The sequence below is a fragment of the Cupriavidus sp. GW823-FHT07A04 genome (assembly GCF_058794615.1).
In genome coordinates, this window is record NZ_JBXAHA010000010.1 from 185,737 (window position 1) to 207,833 (window position 22,097).

Consider the following 22,097-nt stretch of genomic DNA (forward strand, 5'->3'; position numbering starts at 1 on the left):
GGATTCGCGTGACGCGAATCCGGGCCCGGCGTCTATCACGATGCGCAGCGCACTGCGGGGCATGGCAAAGCTGCTCTCCGCGCCCAATGCCCAATGCATGCAGGAGGGGTGATCATGAATATTTCGCTTCCCCAGCTCAAGGCCTTCGCGGCTGTCGCGCGACAGAAGAGCTTCACCCGCGCCGCGGCTGAGCTCGGGCTGACGCAGTCCGCCATCAGCCGCAGCGTGCGCGAGCTGGAGGACGAGATCGACCAGCGGCTGTTTGACCGCACCACGCGCCAGGTCGAGCTCACCGACGCCGGCGAGCACCTGTCGCAGCGCATCTGCCACCTGATCGAGGAAGTCGAGCAGACGCTGCGCGAGAGCCAGGGCGCGGCCAGGCCGTGCCAGGGCGCGGTGCAGATCGCGTCCGATCCGGTGCTGTCGTCGATGTCGCTGCCGGGCTGGCTCGCGGGTTGCCGTGCGGCCTGGCCGGGCATCGGCATCAGCCTGAAAGACCGCTCGCATGAGGCGGTGCTGCAGTGCGTGCGCAGCGGCGAGGTGGACTTCGGCATCGCTACGAACCCGCAATCCGGGGACGATCTCTACTGCGAGGGCCTGTGCGTCGATCCGTTCCATGCCGTGTTGCCATCGCAGCATCCGCTGGCCACGCGCGAGACGGTAGGGTGGGGCGACCTGAACGATGCCAATGTGCTGATGCTGGACCAGCACTCGGGCATCCAGCCGGCCGTAGAGCAGGCCTTTGGCGTGTATCACGTGCGCGCCGGCTCGCTGCAGGTGCTTGGCCACTTCGCCGCGATCTTCGGCATGGTGGCGCTGGGGCTGGGCATCGGCATCGTGCCATCGCGCGCCCAGGCAGCCGGGCTGGGCCCCGCCGCCGTCATGCGGCCATTGCGGCCACAGGTCACGTCCTCGGTGATGCTGGTACGGCGCAAGAGCCGGTCGCTCAAGCCCAATGCTGCTGCCATCTGGGACGCGCTGCGCGGCATGGAGCCGGACCAGACGTTGCTGGCGCGCGTAGGGTAGGGGAATGGCGTTGCGAACGACTGTTGCGTCAGCGCCCAAAATCTCATGATATATTACATACAGGATATTTACACATAGTGCGCCGCAGCATATAATGAAAACTCCTACTCACCATCCCTACCGGAGTTTTCTGATGGACAGCGCACTTCTTCTCGGTCTTGCCTTTGGTCTGATTGCCCTCGGCGTTGGTGTTACCTTCCTGATTGCTACCCGTGTGCCGACCCCTGTGCTCGCCCGTGCCCAGGAACATGGCCGCTTTGCCGGCCTTGGCGCCTCGCAGGAAACCGCCGGCATTGGCCGCGCCAGCCCGGCTCCGTCTGGCGTGAGCGCGCAACCCAACCTGGCCCGCGCCTGATGCTCGCGTGGTGCGGTTGGCGGGCCGCATGGCCGCCAATCGCTGCCGCTGCGCTGGAATAGGGGCCATCCCCCGCCAGATTCCCTTGGTTTGATCGCTGGGTTCGCTTGCGCCAAGCCTTCCCAGGCACCTTTTTGCTGTTCTGCGGATCGCAAGTTCCTTGTTCGCTCCCTCCGCTCTTCTGTCCTGAAGGGCCAGACATTTAGTACATTGATGCCCCAGTCTGCCTGACTTAATCTAGGGACTTTCCCGAGGATCGTCTTTGAGGCGCTGCGCCGGCCGGTTCCCCGGACCCATTTGTACTGGCAGATAGCCGCTTGTCCACGTGCGCCATTAATGAAGCGGGACGCCCTAAGTCCTTGATCCATCAGCAAGCCGGCTTGCACTGCTCGCCCGCTTTGATGCGCGTGGCGCACGAGTAACCTTCGTGCCGCTTTCCGGTGCATTGCCATCGCCATTTCCGGGCGGTTTCATGGTCCGCTAAGTGGGCTAAAAGCGTCTTGACTATATTGATATATCACATACTGTATAGCACTGAAGCGACGGCAGTATCTGGGATGCAGCACAAGCGGTGCCGTCCCAAAAGAGGTGTCCGAAGACGCCCTTTCCACATAAGGCGGCCCCGCCCGCCATAAGGAGACACCATGGAACATCAGCAAAACGCGCCCGAGTCACGCTTTGCCTCACCCTGGGTTCAACTCGCCTTTGGCGTGATCTGCATGGCGATGATCGCCAACATGCAATATGGCTGGACACTGTTCGTTAACCCGATTGACGACAAGTACCACTGGGGCCGCACGGCGATCCAGGTGGCGTTCACCATCTTCGTCGTTACGGAAACCTGGCTGGTGCCGATCGAGGGTTACCTCGTGGACAAGTACGGCCCGCGTCCGGTCGTGGTGGGTGGCGGCCTGCTGTGCGCGATTGCCTGGGCCTTGAACTCCGTGGCCTCGTCTCTGCCGATGCTCTACTTCGCGGCAGCCGTGGGTGGGGTGGGGGCGGGCGCGGTGTATGGCACCTGCGTGGGCAATGCGTTGAAGTGGTTCCCAAACCGGCGCGGGCTGGCGGCAGGCATCACCGCCGCCGGCTTTGGCGCGGGCTCGGCGCTGACCGTGGTGCCGATTGCCAACATGATCAAGACCAGCGGCTACGAGGCCACGTTCTTGTGGTTCGGCCTGGGCCAGGGCCTGATCGTCTTCTTCCTGGGCATGGCGCTCTATCCCCCTTCGGCCAAGGTGCTGAACCAGGTCACGTCCGCGGTCAAGACGGCTGCCTACAACGCCTCGCCGCGCCAGGTCCTGTCCTCGCCGATCTTCTGGGTGATGTACGCCATGTTCGTGATGATGGCGGCCGGCGGCCTGATGGCGACCGCCCAGCTGGGCCCGATCGCCAAGGATTTCGGCCTCGATGGCGTGCCGGTATCGCTGCTCGGCCTGACGTTGCCCGCGCTGACTTTCGCCCTCACCATCGACCGCGTGCTCAATGGGCTGACGCGTCCCTTCTTTGGCTGGATCTCGGACAACATCGGCCGGGAGAACACGATGTTCCTGGCCTTTGCGATCGAGGCGGTGGGCATTCTGCTGCTGGCTAAGTACGGGCAGGATCCTATCGCTTTCGTGGTGCTGACCGGTGTCGTGTTCTTCGCCTGGGGGGAGATCTACAGCCTGTTCCCGGCAACCTGCGGCGACACCTTCGGGCCCAGGTTCGCCGCCACCAATGCTGGCCTGTTGTATACGGCCAAGGGCACGGCTGCGCTGCTGGTGCCGTTCTCCAGCGTCATCACCGCCGCCACCGGCGACTGGCACGCGGTCTTCATGCTCGCCTCGGGCATGGCGGCGCTGTCCGCCTTCCTGGCCCTGTTCGTGCTCAAGCCAATGCGCGAAGCCCACGCCAAGAAGTATGTGCATGCCAGTACCACGCCGCCGATGGGATATCGCGCGGTGCCGGAGGACCTGACCTGACGGGCTTGCCGGCGTGGATCGGCGCGGTCAATGCGCCGCGGGAATAGGGATATGATCGAAGGCGAAAGCAAAAACGAAACCCCTCCCGCGACTCCCGCTGCATGTTGCGAGGCGCGTGCAGTGCAAGATAAGACCAGAGCGGCGGGCAAGCACTTGTAGCGCGTGCCCCGTTCCATCCGGCCCCCCCAAGAGACAGCTTTTCGAGATTGCCATGAACCAGGTCGTCATTCCCATCGCGGTCCAGGATATCGGCAAGGCGCGCAAGCGCCGCCAGCCAAAGGGGCGGCAGCCTGACCCGGCAGCCTTGGCCGAAGTCCAGGCCGTCCTGGGCGACGTACCGCGCCGGCGCGACCTTCTGATCGAGCACCTGCATGCCATCAACGACCACTTCGGCCAGTTGGCGATCCCGCACCTGGTGGCGCTGGCGCAGGAGATGGGATTGTCGATGGTGGAGGTCTATGAAGTCGCCACTTTCTACCATCATTTCGATGTCGTGCGCGAGGGTGGGGACGGCGCCATCCGGCCCCCGGCCGCGGTGACGGTGCGCGTGTGCGAAGGCATCGCCTGCGAGCTGGGCGGGGCGCGCGACCTGCTCGCCCGGCTGCCGGCCCTGCTGGGCAGCGAAGTCAAGGTGGTGGCAGCGCCCTGCATCGGCCGCTGCGAGCGCGCGCCCGCCGCGCTGGTCGGGCAGAACCCGGTGGATCTTGCGAGCGCGCAGACCATTGTGGACACGGTTGCCGCACGCGCCGTGCATCACGCGCCCGAAGCCCATCTGGGCTATGACGACTATCGCGCGCAAGGCGGGTATCAGTTGCTCCGCGCAGTGGCCTCGGGTGAGCGTGATTCCGAATCCTTGCTGCGCACGATGGAGGATTCCGGCTTGCGCGGGCTGGGTGGCGCGGGTTTCCCCACCGGGCGCAAATGGCGGATCGTGATGGCCGAGCCGGCGCCGCGCCTGATGGCAGTCAACCTGGATGAGGGCGAGCCCGGTACCTTCAAGGATCGCGTCTACCTGGAGCGCGATCCGCATCGCTTCCTCGAAGGCATGCTGATTGCCGCCGCGGTGACCCAGGTCGGCGCGATCTACATCTACCTGCGCGACGAATACGCAGGCTGCCGTGCCGTGCTTGGCGAAGCGCTGCGCCGTCTGCAGGCCGACCCACCGATCCCGGGCATGCCGGAGATCCAGTTGCGGCGTGGCGCCGGCGCGTATATCTGCGGCGAAGAGTCCGCCATGATCGAATCGATCGAAGGCAAGCGCGGCATGCCCAGGCTGCGCCCGCCCTATGTGGCGCAGGTCGGCTTGTTCGGCCGGCCCACGCTGGAGCATAACTTCGAGACCCTTTACTGGGTCCGCGAGATCCTTGAAAAAGGCGCGGGCTGGTTCGCCGCGCAGGGACGCCATGGCCGGCACGGGCTGCGCTCGTTCTCGGTGTCGGGGCGCGTGAAGCTGCCCGGCGTGCACGTGGCGCCGGCGGGGATCACCGTGAGTGAGCTGATCGAGGAATACTGCGGCGGCATGCAGGACGGCCATCGCTTCTATGGCTACCTGCCGGGCGGCGCTTCGGGTGGCATCCTGCCGGCGTCCCTGGGCGATGTTCCGCTGGATTTCGATACGCTGCAGCCCTACGGTTGCTTTATCGGATCGGCCGCCATCGTGGTGTTTTCGGAGCAGGACAGTGCGGTGGCCGTGGCGCGCAACCTGATGCACTTCTTCAAGCATGAGTCCTGTGGGCAATGCACACCATGCCGCGTGGGCACGGCCAAGGCGCTGGACGTGATCGCTCAGCCGGCATGGGACCTGGCCGCGCTGGCGGACTTGTCTGCGGTGATGCGGGATGCGTCGATCTGCGGGCTGGGGCAGGCCGCGCCCAACCCGGTGGATTGCGTGATCAAGTACTTTCCCCAGGAGCTGGCCTGAGCCGCGAGGACGATATGAGTGCACTGACCCGCGCCGAGCGCGCGCAAGTGGAGGCCTCCTCGGATACCACGGTGACGTTCCGCCTGAATGGCCGGGACGTGTGCGCCGGGCCGGGCGAGAGCTTGCTCAAGGTGGCGCAGCGCGAGGGGTTCGACATCCCGCACCTGTGCTACAAGGACGGCCTGGACACCGCCGGCAACTGCCGCGCCTGCATGGTGGAGATCAAGGGCGAGCGCGTGCTGGCGCCGTCGTGCTGCCGCTACCCTGCACAGGGCATGGAGGTGCAGACCGCCTCCGAGCGCGCGCTGCGCGCGCAGCGCATGGTGCTGGCGCTGCTGCAGTCCGATATGCCTGAGGCGCGTTACACGCGCAACAATGAGCTGGACCAGTGGTCCGCCCGGCTGGACGTCGGCAAGCCGCGCTTTGCGCCGCGCGCCGCCGTGCCAGCCGATTTGTCCCATCCGGCCATCGCCGTCAATCTCGATGCCTGCATCCAGTGCACCCGCTGCGTGCGCGCTTGCCGCGAGGAGCAGGTGAACGATGTGATCGGGCTGGCCTTTCGCGGCGACCAGGCCGCGATCGTCTTCGACATGGGCGACCCGATGGGCGCCTCCACCTGCGTCGCCTGCGGCGAGTGCGTGCAGGCCTGCCCGACCGGCGCGCTGATGCCGGCCCGCGACGCCGCGTTGCCGGTGCCGGATCGCCAGGTGGAATCGGTCTGCCCGTACTGCGGGGTGGGCTGCCAGCTCACCTACAACGTCAAGGACAACCGCATCCTGTTTGTCGAAGGGCGTTTTGGGCCGGCCAACCAGATGCGCCTGTGCGTGAAGGGCCGCTATGGCTTCGATTACGCCCAGCATCCGCACCGGCTGACGGTACCGCTGGTGCGGCGCGAAGGCGCCCCCAAGCGTGGCGATTTCGTGATGGATCCCGCGCGCGTGATGGATGTGTTCCGCGAAGCCAGCTGGGATGAGGCCCTTGCGCTTGCGGGCACCAGCCTGTCGGCCATCCGCGACACGTACGGCAAGCGCGCGCTGGCCGGCTTTGGCTCCGCCAAGGGGAGCAATGAAGAGGCCTACCTGTTTCAAAAGCTCGTGCGCACCGGCTTCGGCAGCAATAACGTGGACCATTGCACGCGGCTTTGCCACGCGTCGTCGGTGGCGGCGCTGCTCGAAGGCATCGGTTCGGGCGCGGTTTCCAACCCGGTGATGGATGTGGCACGCGCGCAGGTGGTGATCGTGATCGGCGCCAATCCAACGGTGAACCATCCGGTGGCGGCAACCTGGATCAAGAACGCGGTAAAAAATGGCACCAAGCTGATCGTGGCCGATCCACGCCGCTCCGACCTGGCGCGCTTCGCCCATCGCTTCCTGCAGTTCGAGCCCGATACCGATGTGGCGCTGCTCAACGCCATGATGCATGTGATCGTGGCCGAAGGACTGGTCGATCAGGATTTCATCGCCAGCCGCACCATCGGCTATGAGGAACTGCAGCGCAATGTGGCGGCCTACAGCCCGGAGCTGATGGCGCCGGTTTGCGGCATCGATGCCGACACCATCCGCTATGTGGCCCGGCTATATGCCAGTTCCAAAGCCTCGATGATCCTTTGGGGCATGGGGATCTCCCAGCATATCCACGGCACCGACAATGCCCGCTGCCTGATCGCCCTGGCGCTGATGACGGGGCAGATCGGCCGGCCGGGCACGGGGCTGCACCCACTGCGCGGCCAGAACAATGTGCAGGGCGCCTCCGACGCCGGACTGATCCCGATGATGTATCCGGACTACCATCGTGTCGACGATCCCGAGGCTGTTGCGCGCTTCGAGTCGTTGTGGGGCATGCCGCTGGATCGCCAGCCGGGGCTGACCGTGGTCGAAGTGATGCAGGCCATCGAGCGGGGCGAAGTGCGCGGGATGTACATCATGGGCGAGAACCCGGCCATGTCGGATCCCGATGCCCAGCACGCGCGCGAGGCGCTGGCGGCGCTGGACCACCTGGTGGTGCAGGATATCTTCCTGACGGAGACCGCCTACCTCGCCGATGTGGTGCTGCCGGCGTCGGCGTTCCCTGAGAAGACGGGCACCTTTACCAACACCGACCGCACGGTGCAGCTTGGCCGCCAGGCGATCGATCCGCCCGGGCAAGCGCGGCAGGACCTGTGGATCATCCAGCAGATGGCCGCCAGGCTGGGGCTGGACTGGTCGTACGCGAGCGTGGCCGACGTGTTCGACGAGATGCGCCATGCCATGCCCAGCATCGGCGGCATTACCTGGGAGCGCTTGCAGCGGGAGGACGCGGTGACCTATCCTTGCCGCGCTGAGGGCGACCCGGGGGAGCCGGTCATCTTTACGGACGCGTTTCCGACGGCTTCGGGCCGGGCCCGATTCGTCCCGGCCGACATCATTCCCGCGGCCGAGCGGCCCGACCAGGAGTACCCGGTCGTGCTCATCACCGGCCGGCAGCTCGAGCACTGGCATACCGGCAGCATGACCCGGCGCGCGGGCGTGCTGGATGCCATCGAACCGGAGCCGGTGGCGCTGGTGCATCCGCTCGACCTTGCCGCCATCGGTGGCCAGCCGGGCGACGTGGTGACGCTCGCATCGCGCCGGGGCCAGGTATCGCTGTTTGCCCGGGTGGACGACGGCACGCCGCGCGGCGCGGCGTTCGTGCCGTTCTGCTACTACGAGGCCGCCATCAACAAGCTGACGAACGCGGCGCTGGACCCCTTTGGCAAGATCCCGGAATTCAAGTACTGCGCGATCCGCATCACGCTGGGTGGCGAGGTGCCGCGGCAGTCTAGTTTTGGGGGCGGACTGATCCTTGCGGCTGGCAGCAAACAAGGAGACGGCTAGATTTTCCGGGAAATCGGGAAATTGATTGTTGGATTTTCCGGCTAATCAATGCACGGCAGTGGGGCTACGCTGTGGCCATGGCGCGATCCCGTGCCGCAGAACCTGCTTGATTGACTTGGTGGAACCCGCAATGAAAGCCGTTGGCCTGACCCGTTACCTGCCGATCGACGACCCGCAATCCCTGGTCGACGTGGACATCGCCACCCCCGTGCCCGAAGGCCGCGACCTGCTGGTCAAGGTGGCGGCCATCTCGGTCAATCCCGTGGATGCCAAGGTGCGCGCGCCCAAGGATAAGGTCGAGCCTGTCACGCGCGTGCTCGGATGGGATGCAGCTGGCACAGTGGCCGCGGTGGGCCCGGATGTCACCCTGTTCAAGGTGGGCGACCCGGTTTTCTACGCTGGCAGCATTACCCGGCCTGGCGCCAATAGCGAGTTCCACCTGGTGGATGAGCGCATTGTTGGCCATAAGCCTGCATTGCTCGATTTCGCCCAGGCCGCCGCGTTGCCGCTGACCGCCATTACGGCGTGGGAAGCCTTGTTCGATCGCCTGGGCGTCTCGCCGCAGGGCAAGCATGCCGGGCGCTCTGTGCTGGTTATCGGCGGAGCAGGGGGCGTGGGTTCCATCGGCATCCAGCTGGCCAAGACGCTGGCGGGGCTGACGGTCATCGCCACCGCGTCGCGGCCGGAGTCCGCTGCCTGGTGCCGCGAGCTGGGCGCTGACCACACCATCGATCACCGTGGCGACATGCCGGCCCAGTTGCGCAAGCTCGGCTTTGCCGAGGTCGACTACATCCTGTGTTTTAACGACACGGACCGCCACTTTGCTGCCATGGCGACCGTGATTGCGCCGCAAGGCAAGATCTGCTCGATCGTGGAGAACAGCGGCCCGCTGGCCGTGGGCGACCTGAAGAGCAAGAGCGCCACCTTTGTGTGGGAGTTCATGTTCACCCGCTCGATGTTCGGCACGCCGGACATGATCGAGCAGTATCTCTTGCTCAACGAGGTGGCACGGCTGGTCGATGCCGGCCGGCTGCGGACCACGCTGGGCGAGAACCTCGGGCGGATCGATGCGGCCAACCTGCGCCGCGCCCATGCCATGCTGGAGAGCGGGCGGACCATCGGCAAGCTGGTGCTGGAAGGGTTCTGACGCAGGGTTCTGACAGGTCTCCAAGGAGGAGGCCGGCTGGCGAGGTGCCAGCCGGTCTTCTTTTTTCGTTTAATCAGCAATTAACCGCCAAGCTCGGACCCACACCGCCAGCGGCGATTATGTGGCATGCCACATAATCGCTGCCGCAAGCAGGGTTTGGGAGTGATTCAGGCATCGGCCTGGGCCTGCATCCTGCGAGTTGCCTCGGCAAGCCCGGGCGCGTCCGCGGCGCCGCGGATGAACGATACCGCCCGTGTGATGACCTGTGCGTCGTGCAGGACACGGCGATGGCCCAGTCCGTCCGTGGCCATCAACTGCGCGCCAGGCCATGCACCGGCAATGGCAGCGCCGCTCTCCCAGCCCACTTCCTTGTCTTGCCGGTCGTGGATCACCAGCGTGGGCGGCACCGGGCGGGCGCGCCCGATGGCCGGGACGTTGAAGGCAGACCACGGCATGCCCAGCCAGCGCTCGCTGTTGCGCTGCATGCGGGCCAGTGCGCCGGGCCCAATGCCGAGCCGCCAGGCCAATGCCGCGGCGGCAGTGTGCATGTCGGCCGGCGGGCCGATCATCACGGCAGCCTGCAGATGCAAGCCTTCGCGCACGGCCAGCGCCAGCGCGGCGCTGCCGAGCGAATGCGCAATCACCGCGTGGACCGGGCCGGCGTGCCACGCCGTGGCCAACAGCGAATGTGACATTTCCACAACAGAAGTCTGGCCCGCGCCGCGTGCACCCGCGTCGGAGCCGCCGTGCGAGAGCGCGTCAAAGGCGACCACGCGCATGCCAGCCGCCAGCAGCGGTGCAACCAGCGGTTGCCACTGGGCGGCATGGCCACCCCAGCCGTGGGCCAGCAAGACGGTCGGCCCGGTATTGCCCCATCGATAGACGCGCACGCGCCGGCTCGCTCCCTGGCCGGTCACGAGCGCCCAGTCCGCGCGCGCACGGTCAAGCAGTTCACGGCCAGCGCCATCCGGGCCGTTGCCATGGGGCGGACGGAACCATGCGTGCTCGAGCGCGCGCGCTACGCCGGCCGGATAAAGCAGCTCGGCCAATTGCCAGCCAAGGCGCCCCAAGCGCATTGGCGCCCCGGATATCGGCGCGGCCTGGCGGGTTTTGGTGGATGAGTAAATCGCTTGCGTCACGGCGGTCACCTCTAGCGAAGACTTCTGGCATTCCTGGCCGGGGCATCGGGGAGAGGCAATACCCCTCCGGTAAGACCGACCAGTCGTGCTATTTTTTATTTCAAAAAAAGACGACATCCCGCCGTCTTGAAATTTATCCCGATCTGTCTCGCGGAAGGCGTCTCGCGCAAGTGCCTCCGTGCCCTTGGCTACTTGCGCACGGGCTGCGCAAGCTCGGCCCGGCGGAGCAATGCCTCGAACGCCCGGCGGGCCATGGTCTCGGCGTCTTCGCGGCCCAGCAGCTTGTAAGACTGTTGAAAGGACATGCCGATGCCGACCATCTCGAAGGCGAACTGCCGCGCGTCTTGTGCCGGCGAAAGATCGCCTTCCTCGATCGCGTCGGTCACGGCCCTGGCGATGAGGCTATGCCAGTCTTTCAGCGATTGCACCACCTGATCCCTGACGGCACCGGGGCGGTCGCGGTATTCCTGGCCTAGCGCCATGAACAGGCAGCGGCCTTTATTGACGGATCCACCGAGCCAGAGCATGTACCCTTCGAAGAGAGCTTGCACCCGACGCGTGCCGCGCGGCAGGCGCATGGCCGGCCTGAAGACGACGTCCGAAAAGCGCTCCAGGGCGAGCGCCAAAACTGCTTGCTGCAAGGCTTCTTTTGACTTGAAGTGCGCATAGAGCCCGCTCTTGGACATGCTGGTGTCGGCGGCCAATGTGGCGAGCGACAACTGCTCGAACCCGATCTGGGCGGCGGTGTCCAGGGCCTGCTCGATGATGGCTGCGCGGGTAAGTTGTCCTTTCTGCATGTCGAAAGAATAGCACGACCGGTCGTATTGTCAACTTCGCGCTTGTGCGTTTTCGTCAACCTATTTCACTGCCGCCCGTTATGTCACCACGGAGGCAGATAATTGTGCTGTATCGGACCTATTGACAGGCTAGGATTAGCCTGCGCAGGGTGCCAACAAGAAATCTGCACAAAGTGTTGCCCTGATTACATACGGAACGCTTTGCGTGCTCTATACTCGAATGCACGTCCGCGCACTTTTTTTTCATTGGTGACTGGAGACCGACATGAACAGTACAGCCGTGCCTAGAGGCGCTAGCGAACCGTTCCGGCAACTGCGGGCGTTGCGCCGAGCGCGAAAGCTCAAGCAGGAAGACGTCGCCCGTAAGGCCGGGATCTCCCGGGAAGCTTACTTGCGGGCAGAATCGGGTCAGGCCGACCCCCGCATGTCGACTTTCCTAGCGGCTTGCGAGGCGCTTGGCCTGGAAGTGGTGCTGGCACCCCAGCATCTTGCTGCCGACGTCAACGCGTTTATTGCCAGCCGCAATGGCGGCGTCACGGCCGCTTCCATGGCCGGGCAGGCGCCTGCCGCAACGCCTACCGCCGCAAGCCCTGCACCGGCCACCCCGGTCAGCACAGGCTTCGCGTCGAGCCCGGGCGAAGGTCACAAGCCAGCCTGAGCACTCGCGCTGGTTCCGGCCGGGTCTGCGGCCGGATTGGCGCGCGCTTGTCATACCAGCAGCGGGCACGCCCCCACGTGCCTGCTGCTGGGGTTTTGCCTGCTTTACATGGATGGCCGGATGCCGCGCCTGGCGGCATCCGTCTGTCTTTGACGACCTCGGCCCCGCGCCGAGGCCGGGTCGTGCGTTTGCCTGTCGAGCCTGTCGCTTTCTCCCTGTCGTACTTGTTTCTCTTCTCCGCCTGACATTGCTCGGGCTGCCTGCGCTTGTGCGCCGTCTGGCGTCACGTCTTTGTCTCACCCTGTCCTTCGCGCCTAACCTACAAACGTGGTGTCCGCCGGTTTTCGCCGTCCGCGGAGAAATAAGGGCCGATACTGGTTTGACACGTCCGAGGCCTGAGATTACGATATAGTAAATCAATTACGGATTGTTAAATTCACGATCCGGCGTTCGAAAGACACCGCCAGTGTGATCACTCGTCCACTATGCCCGCTGCGGCAGTGGCCTGAGTAGGGAGACAAGCCAATGCCGCTGAGTACCGAACCCAACCTTGCCCGTCCGGACGACTTCTACGAGGCGCTGATCGACATGCATCGCGATCTCTCCGACGCGCAGAGCCAGGCCGCCAACGCGCAACTGATCCTGCTGCTGGCCAATCACATCGGCGATCTTGCTGTTCTGCAGGAAGCCATGGAGCTAGCCCGCGCGGGCGTGCTCGATTCATCGAAAGCGAAATCGCAAGCGTAAGAGGAAGACCCAAGATATGACGCAGACGCCATTGAACCTTGTGAACGTGAAAGGGCAGGCGCCCGACCACGGCACGCCCGGCTACCAATCCGGTTTTGCCAACGAGTTCGCCACCGAGGCACTGCCCGGTGCGTTGCCGGTGGGGCAGAACTCGCCCCAGCGCGCGCCGTATGGGCTGTATGCCGAGCAGATTTCCGGTACGGCGTTTACCGCGCCGCGCGCGCACAACCGGCGCAGCTGGTGCTATCGCATTCGCCCGGCGGCGATGCATGAGCCGTTCACGCGGGTCGAGCAGTCGCGCATCGTCAGTCATTTCGATGCGGTGCCGCCATCGCCCAACCAGATGCGCTGGAGCCCGCCGGCGATGGCCAAGGAGCCCACCGACTTTGTCGACGGCATCATCACCATGGCCGGCAACGGCGGCCCGGAGGCCATGTCGGGTTGCGGGATCCATCTGTACCTGGCCAACCGGTCGATGACGGATCGCTTCTTCTACAATGCAGACGGCGAGATGCTGATCGTGCCGCAGCAGGGCAGGCTGCGCCTGGCGACCGAGATGGGCCTGCTGGACGTCGAGCCGCAGGAGATTGTGGTGATCCCGCGCGGCGTGCGTTTTCGCGTGGAGCTGCCGGATGGCGAGGCGCGCGGCTATATCTGCGAAAACTATGGCGCCTTGTTCCGCCTGCCCGACCTGGGCGTCATCGGCTCCAATGGCCTGGCCAATCCGCGCGACTTCCTCACGCCGCATGCTTGGTATGAGGATCGTGAGGGCGATTTCGAGCTGGTGGCGAAGTTCCAGGGCAACCTGTGGCGCGCCGCGATCGGGCACTCGCCGCTGGATGTGGTGGCCTGGCATGGCAATTACGCGCCGTACAAGTACGACCTGCGCCGCTTCAACACCATTGGCTCGATCAGCTTCGATCACCCGGACCCCTCGATCTTCCTGGTGCTGCAAAGCCCGTCCGACACCCCGGGCGTGGACAGCATCGATTTCGTCATCTTTGGCCCGCGCTGGCTGGCGATGCAGAACACCTTCCGCCCGCCCTGGTTCCACCGCAACATCGCCAGTGAGTTCATGGGCCTGATCGAGGGTGTCTACGATGCCAAGGCCGATGGCTTCTCGCCTGGCGGCGCCAGCCTGCACAATTGCATGAGCGGCCACGGCCCGGATGCCGAGACGTTTGCCAAGGCCACCGCCGCGGATACCTCGCAGCCGCATCGCATCGGCGATACCATGGCGTTCATGTTCGAGACGCCGGCCGTGATCCGGCCGACGCCGTATGCAGCGGAGTCGGCGCAGTTGCAGGACGATTACTACAGGTGCTGGCAAGGCCTGAAGAAGCATTTCAACCCCAGCGAGCGCTGATCCTCAAGTCCCAAGACCGGTTTCACCCGGCCGACCATCATGAATCCAGGGTGCCCGCGCGGCGCATGTCGCCGGCACCCTTGTCATTGCCCTCCGGAGCCCCCGATGACCACTGTCCAGCAGAGTTGGATCGAATCCGCCAATGATGGCGTTACGCATTTCCCGCTGCAGAACCTGCCCTACGGCATCTTTTCCCCGAACGGGCAGGGCCCGCGCGTAGGCGTCGCCATCGGCGACTTCATTCTCGACCTGTCCGTGCTGGACGAGGCGGGCCTGCTGCCTGCCTCCGTCAAAGGCGTGTTTAGCGGCGCCACGCTCAACGCCTTCATCGCGCTCGGCAAGCCGGCATGGACTGAAACCCGCCAGCGCCTGACGTCCATGCTGGCGGCGGACGACACCACCTTGCATCCCAAGTCGGCCCTGCATGAGCAGGCCCTGGTGCCGATGGCCTGGGCTACCTTGCACCTGCCGGTGGACATCCCCGGCTACACCGATTTCTACTCCTCGCGCGAGCACGCCACCAACGTCGGCCGCATGTTCCGCGATCCGGACAATGCGCTGCTGCCCAACTGGCTGGAGATTCCCATCGGCTACAACGGCCGCGCCAGCTCTGTGGTGGTGAGCGGCACGGAACTGCGCCGCCCGAAGGGGCAGATCAAGCCGCCGAACGCGCCGCGCCCGGTCTTTACGGCTTGCCAGAAGCTCGACTACGAACTGGAAATGGCCTTCATCGTCGGCAAGCCGTCGACCCTGGGCGAGCCGGTCAGCACCGCTGCGGCCGCCGGACACATGTTCGGCATGGTGATCCTCAACGACTGGAGCGCGCGCGATATCCAGCAGTGGGAGTACGTGCCGCTGGGCCCATTCAACAGCAAGGGCTTTGGCACCTCGATCTCCCCATGGGTGGTCACCATGGACGCGCTCGAGCCGTTCCGCCGCGACAATCCGGTGCAATCGCCCGAGCCGCTGGCGTATCTGCAGCAGCCCGAGCGCAATGCCTATGACATCGCACTGGAAGTCTCGCTGCGCCCCGAAGGCGCGGAGCAAGCCACCACCGTCTGCCGCACCAACTTCAAGGCCATGTACTGGACCATGGTCCAGCAACTGGCGCACCACACCGTGTCCGGCTGCAATGTCCGTGTGGGCGACCTGATGGGCTCCGGCACCATCAGCGGCACCACGCCGGATTCCTATGGCAGCCTGCTGGAACTGACCCGTAACGGCGCCGAGCCCTTGACGCTGGCGGACGGCAGCAAGCGCGGTTTCCTGGAAGATGGCGACGAAGTGGTCATGGCCGGCTGGTGCCAGGGCGACGGCTATCGCGTCGGCTTTGGCGAGGTGGCAGGGAAGATCCTGCCCGCGCTGTAAGCCGCATCACGCTCGTTTTGCCACGGGCCCCCGCCGCGCTACGCCGGGCGGGGGATAACCCGCTCACACTCCCTCCCGCTCTCATCCCCCCGTTTCCCTCCCGGCCTTGACAGGCATGGCTACGCCACCGCATGGCCGGCAGGCGCGCGCCGTTACAATTGACAACCTTCTTAACCTTCTTGCATCCCCTGTTGCCGCGCCTTTGTGCGAGAATTCGGCCCTGACAAAAAGGGCGAGTCAAAGTTCGGCATTCCTGCCAAAAATGATGTTTTGATTGTCCCGCGGCTGATGCCGATGGGTCGCCTGGGGTCAGTTTTGCGGGTTTTCGGTCGTTAACACCTATTTAACACCGATTTAATACCGACTCGCTGACGGGCAACGTCATTTGCCAGCAGGCAGCCATGTCCGCCACGGCAGCGGCCCCGGAGTCAGTGCAAAAAAAAGTATTCAAGTAGCAATCGAGCGGAAAATCAGGGCAAACAGGCGGTATCTGCCCACAAAATTCGGCAACGGGCGTGATTCGTGATGTGTGCGAAACGCCTGCGTGTCTGCTGGCGCCGGCGTGCATCACCCGCGGGCCGGCAGCGACCCGCCTTTTCATCCACCCTACGCGAACGGCACGGCAATGGAATTTGGTATTCGCGCATGGGCGGCATGTGCAGCACAACTAGAAACGCAGCAAGCCTGGCAGGCCTGGAGCCGCGCGCCCTGGCTGCCCAAAGGCGACGCATTGCCCACGCTGGCCGCCATGGCCCCGATGCTGCGCCGCAGGATCACCGCGCTGGGCCGCGCTGCCTTGCATCCCGCCTATGCCTGCCAGCCGGGCGTGGACGGCATTCCCGTCATCTTTGCATCGCGCCACGGTGACACCCTGCGCCCGCTGCAAATGCTTGGCGACCTTGCCGACGGCGAGCCCTTGTCGCCCACAGCCTTCGGCCTGTCCGTGCATAACGCCATCGGCGCGCTGTATTCGATCGACCGGGGCGATCCGGGCAACCTGCAAGCCCTGGCCGCGGGCCGCGATACGGTGGAAGCGGCGGTGGTGGAAGCGTGCGGTTTGCTGGCCGACGGCGCCCCGGAAGTCTTGCTGGTGCATTACGAGGCGCCGCTGCCCGAGGCCTATGCCGTCTTCGCGGACGAACCGGAGTGCCTGTTCGGGTGGGCGTGGCGGGTCGGCATGCCGCAGGCGGGGCAACCGGTGCTCAGCCTTGAGGTGGTGGGGGAGACCCTGCCGGCCGGCGCCGGCGTGACGCTGCCGCATGGGCTGGAGGTGCTGCGCTTCATGCTCTCCGGCGACGCCGAGTTGCGCCACGCCGGCGAGCGTGCCGGCTGGAGGTGGCAACGACATGGTTGAGCGCCTGGACCGGGCCTGGCGCGTCTGCGCGACCGGGCTGTGCTTTTCCAGCTTCGGCGTCGGCGGGCTCGTGCTGCGGGTGCTGGTGTTCCCGTTGCTTGCCGTCTTGCTGTGGTCTTCGGCGCGCCGGCAGCGGGTCTGCAAGAACGTGGTGCATTACGCATTCCGGCTTTTCCTGTGGCTGATGCGCTCGGTCGGGGTGATCCGCTACGAGGTGCTGCATCCTGAGCGGCTGCGCCGCCAGGGCTTGCTGATCGTGGCCAACCATCCGTCGCTGATCGATGTCGTCTTTCTGATCGCGCTGACGCGCCAGGCCGATTGCGTGGTGCGCTCCGGCCTGGCCCGCAACCCGTTTACCCGTGGCCCGGTGCGCGCCACCGGTTACGTCTGCAATGACTCCGGCGCGGGCATGGTGGATGACTGCATTGCCTCGCTGCGCACGGGCAATAATCTCGTCATCTTCCCCGAGGGCACGCGCACGCCGTTGCATGGCCCGCTGCGCCTGCAACGGGGTGCGGCCAATGTCGCGGTGCGCGGCGGCTTTGCGCTGACGCCTGTGGTGATCCGGTGCGAGCCGCCCACGCTCACCAAGGGTGAGAAGTGGTACCGCGTGCCGGCCCGCAGGCCTCGTTACATCATTGACGTGCGAGAGGATGTCAGTGTCGCCCAGATGGTGCCGTCCGGACTGGACGACGCGCTGGCGGTACGGCACCTGACCCAATCGCTATCCGAGTTTTTTTCCAGGGAGGTCCGCCGTGAAGGCGCTTGAGCAAGAAATCAAGGAACTGATCATTTCATCGTTGTCGCTGGAGGATATCGGCGTGGACGATATCGACGCCGACGCACCGTTGTTCATCGAAGGGCTGGGCCTGGATTCGATCGATGCGCTCGAACTCGGGCTGGCGCTGCAAAAGCGCTACGGCGTGACCATGAACGGCGACAAGGAAGACATGCGTGCGCGCTTTGCCAGCGTGACAGCGCTGGCCACGTTCGTCGCATCTCAGCGTGCTGGCCAGGCTTCTGCCTGAACCCGCCCACGACACACCAAGGATCCACATACCACTTGCCAGGCCGGCAACCACGGCCGGTCATAGCCGAACAGGGGGAAGCCCATCATGACCCATGACGAAATCTTTGCGCGGGTGGCCGCGGTGCTCGAGGAAACCTTCGAGATCGACCCGGCCCGCATTCGTCCCGAAGCCCGTCTCTACGACGACCTGGACATCGACAGCATCGACGCGGTCGACCTGCTGGTGAAGCTCAAGCCGATGCTGAACAAGCCGATCAAGCCGGAGCAGTTCAAGGCCGTGCGCACCGTGCAGGACGTGGTGCAGGCGCTGGCCTTGCTGATCGACTCGCCCGCCACGGCCTGAGCGCGCATGCCCGTGCGCAAATTGCTGCTCGGCGTGTTGACGCTGTGCTATCCGGTGGCGATCTACTTTGGCCTGCAGCATTGGTCGCCGCGCGTGATGGCGCTGGCGCTGGTGGCACTGGCGCTGCTGCGCGCCCTGACCAGCCGCCAGGCCGGCTGGCGCCTGCTTGCCGTGGCCGCCGCCGTGCTGGCCGCGATCGTGGCCGCGTCCAATCACGCGCTGCCCCTCAAGCTGTATCCCGTGCTGGTCAATGCCGCGATGCTGGGCTTGTTCGGCTGGAGCCTGCGGCACCCGCCCAGCCTGGTGGAGCGGCTGGCGCGGCTGCGCGAGCCGGACTTGCCGCCGTCGGGCGTTGCGTACACGCGCCGCGTGACGCAAGCCTGGTGCGTGTTCTTCGTGTGCAACGGCACGGTAGCCGCACTGACCGCCGTGCTGGCCAGCGACCGCATCTGGGCGCTTTACAACGGCGGCATCGCCTACGGATTGATCGGCGCCATGTTCGCCGGCGAATGGCTGGTGCGCCAGCGTGTGATGGCAAGGGGGCGGCATGGCTGAGTGGCTGGGCGTAAGCGGGTTGATGGCGGCGCTGGCGCAGCGCTCGCACGTGGTCGCGCATGGCGCGGCCGGCGCGACCACTGCACCGGAGTTCGTGCGGCGCGTGGCCGCCTGGCGGCAAGCGTTTACCGCCGCGCCGGGGAAGTCCTGGGCGCTCTACATCGAATCGACCTCCGAGTTCGCGGCGGCGCTGTTCGGCGCCTGGCACGCGGGCAAGCACGTGGTGCTGCCCGGCGACACGCGCGCCGAAACGCTGGCGGCATTGCGCGAGCGCGCCGATGGCTGCGCCGGCGAGTTGCCCGATGGCCTGTGGCCGCAAGCATCGATCGAGCCGGCCAACGGCAGCATGGACTGGCCTGCGCTGGCGCCAAGCGACACGCTGGTGACGATGTTCACCTCGGGTTCCACCGGCGTGCCCGGCGCCATCGTCAAGCACCTGTCGCAGCTCGACGCGGAAGTGCAGGCGCTGCAGGCCGCGTTCGGCGCGGAGCTGCCGGCGCAGGTGAGGGTGCTGGCAACGGTGTCGCACCAGCATATCTACGGCCTGCTGTTCTGCGTGTTGTGGCCGCTCGCGGCGGCGCGCGCCATGCCGGCGGATCGTCTCGCGTTCCATGAGGAAATCGTGCGCGCTTGCGGTGATGCCCCGGCGCTGCTGGTCACCAGCCCGGCGCACCTGCGGCGCATGCCGCAAGCGCTCGACTGGTCTGCCGCCCGCGGCGTGCTGCGCGCCGTGTTCTCGTCCGGCGGGCCTTTGCCGCCGGAGGCCGCGACCGATGCGTTGCGCCATCTGGGACAAGCGCCCATCGAAGTGTTCGGGAGCTCGGAAACCGGCGGCATCGCCTGGCGGCAGCGTGCCCGCCACGAAGACCGCTGGACTCCGCTGCCGGGCGTGCAATGGCGCTTGCAGGACGGCTTCCTGGCGGTGCGCTCCGCGCACCTTCCGGACGACGGCTGGTTTCTGTGCGCGGACCATGTGCTGCCCGCCGCGGATGGCGGCTTCACCCTGGCGGGCCGCGCCGACCGCATCGTCAAGATCGAGGAAAAGCGCGTATCGCTGACCCAGGTCGAGCAGGCGCTGGCCGCGTCGCCGCTGGTGCGCGAGGCGCGCGTGGTGTTGCTGGAGCTGGATGTCGGCACGCGCCTTGGCGCCGTGGTGGTGCCCAGCGAGAGCGGCGCGGCCATGCTGGCCGGGCAGGGCCGCGCGGCCCTGCTTGCCGCGCTGCGCGCCCGCCTTGCGGATGCCGTGGACGCGGTGGCCTTGCCGCGGCGCTGGAGCTTTGCCGAGGCGCTGCCCTGCAACGCGCAGGGCAAGACCACGCAAGCCATGCTGCGCGACGTGTTCCGCCGCGTGCTGCCGGCCGTGCGCTGGCAGGCCGCGGAGGATGCGCTGTCGGCCGCCGCCGAGCTGGAGGTCAGCGAGGACCTGGCCGTGTTCGACGGGCATTTCCCGGGCAGCCCCATCGTGCCGGGCGTGGCGCAGGTCGACTGGGTGATGGCGCTGGCGCCCGAGCGGCTGCCGGTGCCGCCGCGCGCGCGTTTTCGCCGGATCGAGATTCTGAAGTTCCAGGCCGTGATCACGCCCGGCACCCTGGTGCACATGACGCTGGCGTGGCAGCCCGAGCGCGGCGCGCTGGCCTTTCGCCTGAGCTCGGCGCGCGGCCCGCACGCCAGCGGGCGCATCATCTTTGGAGAGGCGGATGTTTAAGCCCGTGGCGCTCGTCCCGGTCTACAACCACGAACGTGCCATCGGCGCGATGGTGCAGGCCATTCTCGCGCATCCGTTGCCGTGCCTGCTGGTGGACGACGGCAGCAGCCCGGCCTGCGAGCGTGTGCTGCGCGAGCTTGCCGCAAGCCATGCCGACCGGGTCCAGCTGATCCGCCTGGCGCAGAACCAGGGCAAGGGCGGGGCCATCATGGCGGGCTTCGAGGAGGCCGCGCGCATGGGATTTACGCATGCGCTGCAGATCGATGCCGACGGGCAGCATGATGCCGGCTGCATCCCCCAGTTCCTGGCCCTGGCGCAGGCCAGCCCGCACGCCATGATCTGCGGCTGCCCGGTCTACGACGAATCGGTGCCGCGCGTGCGGCTGCTGGCGCGTTACCTGACCCACGTCTGGGTCTGGATCAACACGCTGTCGTTCGCCGTGCGCGATTCGATGTGCGGCCTGCGCGTCTATCCTCTCGCGCACGTCCTCCCGCTGGTGCGCCAGGTCAAGCTGGGCCGGCGCATGCAGTTCGATACCGAGGTGCTGGTGCACCTGGTCTGGCGCGGCGTGCGCATCGTCAACGTACCCACGCGCGTGACGTATCCCACCGACGGCGTTTCCCATTTCCAGGTCTGGCGCGACAACGTGCTGATCTCTTCCATGCATACACGGCTCTTCTTCGGCATGCTCAAGCGCTTGCCGGTACTGCTGTGGCGCAAGGTGCGGCCGGCATGAGCACGCCCCAAGCCACCCAAGGCACCCAAGCGACGCAACCCGGACGCATGGCCCGTCACTGGAGCCAGATCCGCGAATCCACTTGCGTATGGGGCGTGTGGAGCCTGTACTGGCTGTATCGCCTGTGCGGCCGCGTGCTGTTCCGCGCGGTGCTGTACCCGGTGGTGACCTACTACTGGCTTGCCAAGCCGCTGGCGCGCCATGCGTCGCTCGACTATCTGCGCCGCATCCAGGCCGCCACGGGCGCGGTCGGCCCGGCGGGCATGATGCCGGGGCTGCGCCATAGCCTGCGCCACCTGTTCTCGTTTGCCGACACGCTGCTGGACAAGCTGCTTGCCATCGGCGGCGGCTACCGCTACGGCGCGGTGCGGCGCGAAGGCGCCGAGGTGATGCTGGCGCAGATCGCCAGCGGGCAGGGCGGCATCATCGTGACCGCCCACATGGGCTGCCTGGAGCTGTGCCGGGTGCTGGCCAACCAGCGCGCCGGCCTGCGCCTGACGGTGCTGGTGCATACCGCGCACGCGGCGCAGTTCAACCGCATCCTGTCGCGGCTGGACCCGCGCTCCGGGCTGCAGCTGTTCCAGGTCGACGATATTTCGCCGGCCACCGCCTTGCTGCTGGCCGAGAAGGTCCGCGCGGGCGAGTTCGTGGCGATTGCGGGCGACCGGGTTCCGGTGCATGGCGGCCGCGCCGTGACGGTGCCGTTCCTGGGCGCGCCCGCGCGCTTTCCCGTGGGGCCTTATGTGCTGGCGGCGTTGCTGGAATGCCCGCTGTTCGCCATGGGCTGCGTGCGTTCGGGCAAGGGCCACCTGCTGCGTCTTACCGAACTGGCCCGCGAAGTGCGCCTGCCGCGCGCGCGGCGCGACGCGATCCTGACCGAGCATGCGGCCGGCTATGCGCAATGGCTTTCGCAACTGCTGGTGGAGTCGCCCTACGACTGGTTCAACTTTTACGATTTCTGGGGGCAGGGCGGCGCCGTGCCGGACGCGGCGCGCGCCAGCGCCGCGCCCATTGAAAGCTGACCTGAATCCGGATAT

20 protein-coding genes are annotated in these 22,097 nt (G+C 66.2%); 18 read left to right on the plus strand and 2 right to left on the minus strand.

All coding sequences use genetic code 11. The annotated features are described in order from the left end of the window. Positions 1-114: 114 nt before the first annotated feature. The 6 genes from AC1Q7Q_RS19020 to AC1Q7Q_RS19045 all read left to right on the plus strand — a co-directional run bounded on the left by AC1Q7Q_RS19020 (position 115) and on the right by AC1Q7Q_RS19045 (position 9,262). The gene (locus tag AC1Q7Q_RS19020; protein WP_492373109.1) at positions 115-1,026 is read left to right on the plus strand and encodes a LysR family transcriptional regulator; all 912 of its coding nucleotides are present in this window, start codon (positions 115-117) and stop codon (positions 1,024-1,026) included. Between the two features lie 133 nt (positions 1,027-1,159). Then, entirely contained in the window at positions 1,160-1,381 is a 222-nt protein-coding gene (locus AC1Q7Q_RS19025; RefSeq protein ID WP_492373108.1) for a hypothetical protein, read from the plus strand. Positions 1,382-2,025: 644 nt separating this feature from the next. Further along, positions 2,026-3,342, plus strand: a complete 1,317-nt coding sequence (oxlT, locus tag AC1Q7Q_RS19030; protein WP_492387197.1) for an oxalate/formate MFS antiporter — start codon at positions 2,026-2,028, stop codon at positions 3,340-3,342. A gap of 211 nt (positions 3,343-3,553) precedes the next feature. Then, entirely contained in the window at positions 3,554-5,263 is a 1,710-nt protein-coding gene (locus AC1Q7Q_RS19035) for an NADH-ubiquinone oxidoreductase-F iron-sulfur binding region domain-containing protein (RefSeq protein WP_492373684.1), read from the plus strand. A 14-nt stretch (positions 5,264-5,277) separates the two neighbouring features. Continuing rightward, on the plus strand, positions 5,278-8,115 hold the full coding sequence (fdhF, locus tag AC1Q7Q_RS19040) for a formate dehydrogenase subunit alpha (RefSeq protein ID WP_492373683.1): 2,838 nt from the start codon (positions 5,278-5,280) through the stop codon (positions 8,113-8,115). 130 nt (positions 8,116-8,245) lie between these two features. After that, positions 8,246-9,262 carry a zinc-binding alcohol dehydrogenase family protein gene (locus AC1Q7Q_RS19045; RefSeq protein WP_492373682.1) on the plus strand — a complete coding sequence of 339 codons (1,017 nt, stop codon included), beginning with the start codon at positions 8,246-8,248 and terminating at the stop codon, positions 9,260-9,262. A 167-nt stretch (positions 9,263-9,429) separates the two neighbouring features. Here AC1Q7Q_RS19045 and AC1Q7Q_RS19050 read toward each other — a convergent pair whose 3' ends face one another. Next, positions 9,430-10,401, minus strand: coding sequence for an alpha/beta fold hydrolase (locus AC1Q7Q_RS19050; protein ID WP_492373681.1), 972 nt, complete (start codon positions 10,399-10,401; stop codon positions 9,430-9,432). A 188-nt stretch (positions 10,402-10,589) separates the two neighbouring features. Then, positions 10,590-11,198 carry a TetR/AcrR family transcriptional regulator gene (locus AC1Q7Q_RS19055; RefSeq protein ID WP_492373680.1) on the minus strand — a complete coding sequence of 203 codons (609 nt, stop codon included), beginning with the start codon at positions 11,196-11,198 and terminating at the stop codon, positions 10,590-10,592. A gap of 265 nt (positions 11,199-11,463) precedes the next feature. Here AC1Q7Q_RS19055 and AC1Q7Q_RS19060 point away from each other — a divergent pair, with 265 nt between their 5' ends. The 12 genes from AC1Q7Q_RS19060 to AC1Q7Q_RS19115 all read left to right on the plus strand — a co-directional run bounded on the left by AC1Q7Q_RS19060 (position 11,464) and on the right by AC1Q7Q_RS19115 (position 22,082). Continuing rightward, positions 11,464-11,856 (plus strand): helix-turn-helix domain-containing protein, encoded by a 393-nt coding sequence (locus AC1Q7Q_RS19060; protein ID WP_150986631.1) that lies wholly within the window; start codon positions 11,464-11,466, stop codon positions 11,854-11,856. 525 nt (positions 11,857-12,381) lie between these two features. Next, positions 12,382-12,603 carry a DUF2783 domain-containing protein gene (locus tag AC1Q7Q_RS19065; RefSeq protein WP_441637595.1) on the plus strand — a complete coding sequence of 74 codons (222 nt, stop codon included), beginning with the start codon at positions 12,382-12,384 and terminating at the stop codon, positions 12,601-12,603. Positions 12,604-12,619: 16 nt separating this feature from the next. Next, positions 12,620-13,969, plus strand: a complete 1,350-nt coding sequence (gene hmgA / locus AC1Q7Q_RS19070; protein ID WP_492373679.1) for a homogentisate 1,2-dioxygenase — start codon at positions 12,620-12,622, stop codon at positions 13,967-13,969. A 105-nt stretch (positions 13,970-14,074) separates the two neighbouring features. After that, on the plus strand, positions 14,075-15,337 hold the full coding sequence (fahA, locus tag AC1Q7Q_RS19075; protein WP_492373678.1) for a fumarylacetoacetase: 1,263 nt from the start codon (positions 14,075-14,077) through the stop codon (positions 15,335-15,337). 625 nt (positions 15,338-15,962) lie between these two features. Beyond that, a complete protein-coding gene (locus AC1Q7Q_RS19080) occupies positions 15,963-16,691 on the plus strand; it encodes a beta-ketoacyl synthase chain length factor (RefSeq protein WP_492373677.1) in 729 nt (242 codons plus the stop codon). Further along, positions 16,684-17,460: a lysophospholipid acyltransferase family protein gene (locus AC1Q7Q_RS19085; RefSeq protein ID WP_492373676.1), complete on the plus strand. Its 777-nt coding sequence runs from the start codon at positions 16,684-16,686 to the stop codon at positions 17,458-17,460. Before AC1Q7Q_RS19080 ends, AC1Q7Q_RS19085 begins: the two co-directional genes overlap by 8 nt. After that, the gene (locus tag AC1Q7Q_RS19090) at positions 17,447-17,719 is read left to right on the plus strand and encodes a phosphopantetheine-binding protein (RefSeq protein ID WP_150986626.1); all 273 of its coding nucleotides are present in this window, start codon (positions 17,447-17,449) and stop codon (positions 17,717-17,719) included. Before AC1Q7Q_RS19085 ends, AC1Q7Q_RS19090 begins: the two co-directional genes overlap by 14 nt. A gap of 87 nt (positions 17,720-17,806) precedes the next feature. Further along, a complete protein-coding gene (locus AC1Q7Q_RS19095; protein ID WP_043355719.1) occupies positions 17,807-18,064 on the plus strand; it encodes an acyl carrier protein in 258 nt (85 codons plus the stop codon). A gap of 6 nt (positions 18,065-18,070) precedes the next feature. Then, the gene (locus AC1Q7Q_RS19100; protein WP_043355718.1) at positions 18,071-18,619 is read left to right on the plus strand and encodes a COG4648 family protein; all 549 of its coding nucleotides are present in this window, start codon (positions 18,071-18,073) and stop codon (positions 18,617-18,619) included. After that, on the plus strand, positions 18,612-20,324 hold the full coding sequence (locus AC1Q7Q_RS19105; protein WP_492373675.1) for an ApeI family dehydratase: 1,713 nt from the start codon (positions 18,612-18,614) through the stop codon (positions 20,322-20,324). Before AC1Q7Q_RS19100 ends, AC1Q7Q_RS19105 begins: the two co-directional genes overlap by 8 nt. Then, positions 20,317-21,060 (plus strand): glycosyltransferase family 2 protein, encoded by a 744-nt coding sequence (locus AC1Q7Q_RS19110; protein WP_492373674.1) that lies wholly within the window; start codon positions 20,317-20,319, stop codon positions 21,058-21,060. The genes AC1Q7Q_RS19105 and AC1Q7Q_RS19110 overlap by 8 nt, the downstream gene beginning before the upstream one ends. After that, positions 21,057-22,082 carry a lysophospholipid acyltransferase family protein gene (locus tag AC1Q7Q_RS19115; protein WP_492373673.1) on the plus strand — a complete coding sequence of 342 codons (1,026 nt, stop codon included), beginning with the start codon at positions 21,057-21,059 and terminating at the stop codon, positions 22,080-22,082. Before AC1Q7Q_RS19110 ends, AC1Q7Q_RS19115 begins: the two co-directional genes overlap by 4 nt. The last annotated feature ends 15 nt before the right edge of the window (positions 22,083-22,097 follow it).

Excerpts from the sequence above, each read along its gene's own strand:
- AC1Q7Q_RS19020 (WP_492373109.1), top strand. The coding sequence starts at position 115 with ATGAATATTTCGCTTCCCCAGCTCAAGGCCTTCGCGGCTGTCGCGCGA.
- AC1Q7Q_RS19025 (WP_492373108.1), top strand. The coding sequence starts at position 1,160 with ATGGACAGCGCACTTCTTCTCGGTCTTGCCTTTGGTCTGATTGCCCTC.
- oxlT (WP_492387197.1), top strand. The coding sequence starts at position 2,026 with ATGGAACATCAGCAAAACGCGCCCGAGTCACGCTTTGCCTCACCCTGG.
- AC1Q7Q_RS19035 (WP_492373684.1), top strand. The coding sequence starts at position 3,554 with ATGAACCAGGTCGTCATTCCCATCGCGGTCCAGGATATCGGCAAGGCG.
- fdhF (WP_492373683.1), top strand. The coding sequence starts at position 5,278 with ATGAGTGCACTGACCCGCGCCGAGCGCGCGCAAGTGGAGGCCTCCTCG.
- AC1Q7Q_RS19045 (WP_492373682.1), top strand. The coding sequence starts at position 8,246 with ATGAAAGCCGTTGGCCTGACCCGTTACCTGCCGATCGACGACCCGCAA.
- AC1Q7Q_RS19055 (WP_492373680.1), bottom strand. The coding sequence starts at position 11,198 with ATGCAGAAAGGACAACTTACCCGCGCAGCCATCATCGAGCAGGCCCTG.
- AC1Q7Q_RS19060 (WP_150986631.1), top strand. The coding sequence starts at position 11,464 with ATGAACAGTACAGCCGTGCCTAGAGGCGCTAGCGAACCGTTCCGGCAA.
- AC1Q7Q_RS19065 (WP_441637595.1), top strand. The coding sequence starts at position 12,382 with ATGCCGCTGAGTACCGAACCCAACCTTGCCCGTCCGGACGACTTCTAC.
- hmgA (WP_492373679.1), top strand. The coding sequence starts at position 12,620 with ATGACGCAGACGCCATTGAACCTTGTGAACGTGAAAGGGCAGGCGCCC.
- fahA (WP_492373678.1), top strand. The coding sequence starts at position 14,075 with ATGACCACTGTCCAGCAGAGTTGGATCGAATCCGCCAATGATGGCGTT.
- AC1Q7Q_RS19080 (WP_492373677.1), top strand. The coding sequence starts at position 15,963 with ATGGAATTTGGTATTCGCGCATGGGCGGCATGTGCAGCACAACTAGAA.
- AC1Q7Q_RS19085 (WP_492373676.1), top strand. The coding sequence starts at position 16,684 with ATGGTTGAGCGCCTGGACCGGGCCTGGCGCGTCTGCGCGACCGGGCTG.
- AC1Q7Q_RS19095 (WP_043355719.1), top strand. The coding sequence starts at position 17,807 with ATGACCCATGACGAAATCTTTGCGCGGGTGGCCGCGGTGCTCGAGGAA.
- AC1Q7Q_RS19100 (WP_043355718.1), top strand. The coding sequence starts at position 18,071 with ATGCCCGTGCGCAAATTGCTGCTCGGCGTGTTGACGCTGTGCTATCCG.
- AC1Q7Q_RS19105 (WP_492373675.1), top strand. The coding sequence starts at position 18,612 with ATGGCTGAGTGGCTGGGCGTAAGCGGGTTGATGGCGGCGCTGGCGCAG.
- AC1Q7Q_RS19110 (WP_492373674.1), top strand. The coding sequence starts at position 20,317 with ATGTTTAAGCCCGTGGCGCTCGTCCCGGTCTACAACCACGAACGTGCC.
- AC1Q7Q_RS19115 (WP_492373673.1), top strand. The coding sequence starts at position 21,057 with ATGAGCACGCCCCAAGCCACCCAAGGCACCCAAGCGACGCAACCCGGA.